Below are 3,843 nucleotides of genomic sequence, written 5' to 3' on the forward strand. Positions count from 1 at the left end.
GCCGGCGCCGACCACATGTGGGGCGGACGCGGCAACGACACCTACGACGTCGACGACCGCGCCGACCGGGTCTACGAAGGCCGCAACCAGGGCACCGACACCGTCAAGGCCTCCGTCTCCTACTCCCTCGCCGGCACCCATGTGGAGAAGCTCACCCTCACCGGAGCAGCCGACCTCAACGGCACCGGCAACAGCCTCGCCAACACGCTCACCGGCAACGGCGGCCACAACCGCCTCAACGGCGGCGCCGGCGACGACCTGCTCAAGGGCGGGGCCGGCAACGACACGCTCCAGGGCGGATCGGGCCAGGACCGGCTCCTGGGCGGAGCGGGCGACGACCTGCTCAAGGGCGGGGCCGGCAACGACCGGCTCACCGGCGGCACGGGCCAGGACACCTTCGTGTTCGAGCGCGGCGGCGGCACCGACACCGTCACCGACTTCCGCCACGGCCAGGACCGGATCGACGTCAGCGGCCTGTCCGGCGTCGCCCACAAGGCCGACCTGCACCTGTGGCAGATGGGCGCCGACACCCTGATCTGGCACGGCTCCGACGTCCTGGTGCTCAAGGGCGTCACCGCCTCCGACCTCGACAACGGCGACTTCATCTTCTGACGCCGCCCTGAGATCGGCAGCGGACCCGCCGGGGGCAACCGCCCCCCACCGCCTCCGGCGGGTTCCTTCTCCTGTGCTCCTGCCGCCCCGGCCCTGCCGGGGCGGTCCCTGCGACGCCACCCCCTGTGCCAAAGGCCCGTCGATGACCCCCTCCAGCTCCTCCCGTCCCAGCCTGTTCCGGGCCTGCCGCGGCGCCTTCCTGGGCGTTGCCCTGCTCAGCGGGCTGATCAACCTGCTCTACCTCTCCGGCTCGGTCTTCATGATGGAGGTCTACGACCGCGTCCTGCCGAGCCGCTCGCTCCCGACGCTGGTCGGCCTCTGCCTCATCGTGGTCGGGCTCTACCTGTTCCAGGGCCTGTTCGACGCCCTGCGCGGGCGCATTCTCGCCCGGGTCGGGGCCGCGCTCGACGAGGACCTGTCGCAGAGCGTGTTCCAGAGCCAGCTGTCCGCCCCGCTCAAGGGCCGGGTCGAGGGCGACGGCCAGCAGCCCCTGCGCGACCTCGACCAGATCCGGGCGTTTCTGGCCGGCGGCGGCCCGGCGGCCCTGTTCGACCTGCCGTGGATGCCGCTCTACCTCGTGGTCTGCTTTGCGTTCCATCCGCTGATCGGCCTCGTCACCGTGGCCGGCGCCGCCTGCCTGATGGCGATCACGCTGCTGACCGAGCTGCTCACCCGCGAGGCCGCCAAGGCGGCGGTGGGCGCGGCGGTGCAGCGCAACGGCATCGCCGAGGGCGCGCGCCGCAACGCCGAGGTGGTGCAGGCGCTGGGCATGGCCGGGCGCATCGGCGCCCGCTGGGGCGCGGCCAACGCCCGCTACCTGGCGCACCAGCAGCGCACCTCCGACGTGGCCGGGGGCCTGGGCGCCCTGTCCAAGGTTCTGCGCATGCTGCTGCAGTCGGCGGTGCTGGCGGTGGGGGCCTATCTGGTGATCGACGGCCAGGCCACGGGCGGCATCATGATCGCGTCCTCGATCCTGACCTCGCGCGCGCTCGCCCCGGTCGAGCTGGCGATCGCCAACTGGAAGGGCTTTGTGGGCGCGCGCCAGGGCTGGCGCCGGGTGAAAGACCAGCTCGCCCGGACCGCGCCGGGCGAGGCGCCGCTGGCGCTGCCGGCGCCGCGCCGGGCGCTGAGCGTGGAGGGCGCCGGCACCGGCGCGCCGGGCGGCCAGCGCTTTGCCGTGCAGGACGTGTCGTTCACGCTCGCGGCCGGGGCGGGGCTGGGCGTCATCGGGCCGAGCGCGTCGGGCAAGTCGTCGCTGGCGCGGCTGCTGGTCGGGGTGTGGCCGGCCTGGCGCGGCAAGGTGCGGCTCGACAGCGCCGCGCTCGAGCAGTGGCGGGCGGAGGATCTCGGGCGCCACGTCGGCTACCTGCCGCAGGACGTGGAGCTGTTTGCCGGCACGGTGGCGCAGAACATCGCCCGCTTCATGCCCGATCCGGACCCGGACGCGGTGATCACGGCGGCGCGCGCGGCTAACGTGCACGAGATGATCCTGCACCTGCCGGACGGCTACGACACCCAGGTGGGCGAGGCGGGCGCGGCGCTCTCGGGCGGGCAGCGCCAGCGCATCGCGCTCGCCCGGGCCCTGTACGGCGAGCCGTTCCTGGTGGTGCTCGACGAGCCGAACTCCAACCTCGACAACGAGGGCGAGCAGGCGCTGACCGCGGCCATTCTGGGCGTGCGGGCGCGCGGCGGCATCGTGGTGGTGATCGCCCACCGGCCGAGCGCGATCGCCGGGGTCGACCAGGTGCTGGTGATGGGCGAGGGCCGGGTGCAGAGCCTCGGGCCCAAGGAGGAGGTGCTGAGCCGGGTGCTGCGCCCGGTGCCGGCCGCCGAGCCGCGCCTGCCGCAAGCCGCCCCGTTGCAAGCCGCCCCGTTGCAAGCCGCGTCGTTGAAGGTCGTCGATAGCCTGGGAGTTGCCCGATGAAGCCCGTTCCTCATTCCACCGCCCGCCGCTCGATCCGCCGCCACACCGGGGTTGCGCTTCTGGCCACCGGCCTGCTGGTCGGCGGCTTCGGCGGCTGGGCGGCCGTGACCGAGCTGTCCGGCGCCGTGGTGGCGCCCGGCAGCGTGGTGGTCGACAGCCACGTCAAGAAGGTGCAGCACCCGACCGGCGGCGTGGTCGGCGAGATCCTGGCCCGCGACGGCGACCGGGTGCGGGCCGGCGCCGTGGTGGTGCGGCTCGACGAGACGGTGGCCCGGGCCAACCTGGCCATGGTGGCCAAGAGCCTGGACGAGCTTCATGCGCGCCAGGCGCGGCTGGAGGCGGAGCGGGACGGGCTGTCCACGGTGGTGTTCCCGGCCACACTGCTCGACCGCATGGGCGAGGCCGAGGTGGCGGGGCTTCTGGCGGGCGAGCAGCGGCTGTTTGCCAGCCGGGGCGCGGCGCGGGCCGGGCAGCAGGCGCAGCTCAAGGAGCGGGTGGCGCAGCTCGAGGAGCAGATCGAGGGCCTGAGCCTGCAGGCGGGCGCGAAGGCGGACGAGATCAGGCTGATCCAGGACGAGCTGTCGGGTGTGCAGGAGCTGTGGAAGAAGAACCTGGTGCCGATCACGCGGGTGACGGCGCTCAAGCGGGAGGAGACGCGGCTGCGCGGGGAGCGGGGCCAGCTGATCTCGAACGTGGCGCAGGCGAAGGGGCGCATCAGCGAGACCGGGCTGCAGATCCTGCAGATCGAGCAGGACCTGAAGAGCGAGGTGGCCAAGGAGCTGCGCGAGGGGCAGGCGAAGATCGCCGAGCTGGTGGAGCGCAAGGTGGCGGCGGAAGACCAGCTTAAGCGGATCGAGATCCGGGCGCCGCAGGACGGGGTGGTGCACCAGTCGCTGGTGCACACGGTGGGGGGTGTGATCGAGGCGGGGGAGGCGCTGATGCTGATCGTGCCGGAGACGGATGAGCTGTCGATCGAGGTGAAGGTGGCGCCGCAGGACATCGACCAGCTGCGGTCGGGGCAGGAGACGATGCTGCGGCTGTCCGCGTTCAACCAGCGCACGACGCCGGAGCTCAAAGGGCGGGTGAGCCTGATCGCGGCGGACCTGGTGACGGACCCGCGGCTGGGGGCGCAGTACTACCCGGTGCGGATTGCGTTCGCGGCGGGCGAGCGGGCGCGGCTGGGCGGCGCGAAGCTGGTGCCGGGGATGCCGGTGGAGGGCTTCATCCAGACCGGCGAGCGCACCGTGCTGTCCTACCTCACCAAACCCCTCACAGACCACCTCGCAAAAGCCTTCCGCGAAGAATGA

At 73.0% G+C, this 3,843-nt stretch carries 3 protein-coding genes; all 3 read left to right on the top strand.

Going from position 1 to position 3,843, the window contains the following annotated elements; all coding sequences use genetic code 11:
• Positions 1–612 (top strand): calcium-binding protein (locus DES45_RS24595; protein WP_147282510.1); only part of this gene is annotated, 612 nt, incomplete at its 5' end.
• A gap of 142 nt (positions 613–754) precedes the next feature.
• Positions 755–2,536, top strand: coding sequence for a type I secretion system permease/ATPase (locus DES45_RS24600; RefSeq protein ID WP_114773553.1), 1,782 nt, complete (start codon positions 755–757; stop codon positions 2,534–2,536).
• On the top strand, positions 2,533–3,843 hold the full coding sequence (locus tag DES45_RS24605; protein ID WP_114773554.1) for an HlyD family type I secretion periplasmic adaptor subunit: 1,311 nt from the start codon (positions 2,533–2,535) through the stop codon (positions 3,841–3,843). The genes DES45_RS24600 and DES45_RS24605 overlap by 4 nt, the downstream gene beginning before the upstream one ends.

It is taken from the genome of Microvirga subterranea, from assembly GCF_003350535.1.
GTDB classification, from domain to species: Bacteria; Pseudomonadota; Alphaproteobacteria; order Rhizobiales; family Beijerinckiaceae; genus Microvirga; species Microvirga subterranea.

What these genes read in the sequence shown, in the direction of transcription:
- DES45_RS24600 (WP_114773553.1), top strand. Translation starts at nt 755, where the DNA reads ATGACCCCCTCCAGCTCCTCCCGTCCCAGCCTGTTCCGGGCCTGCCGC.
- DES45_RS24605 (WP_114773554.1), top strand. Translation starts at nt 2,533, where the DNA reads ATGAAGCCCGTTCCTCATTCCACCGCCCGCCGCTCGATCCGCCGCCAC.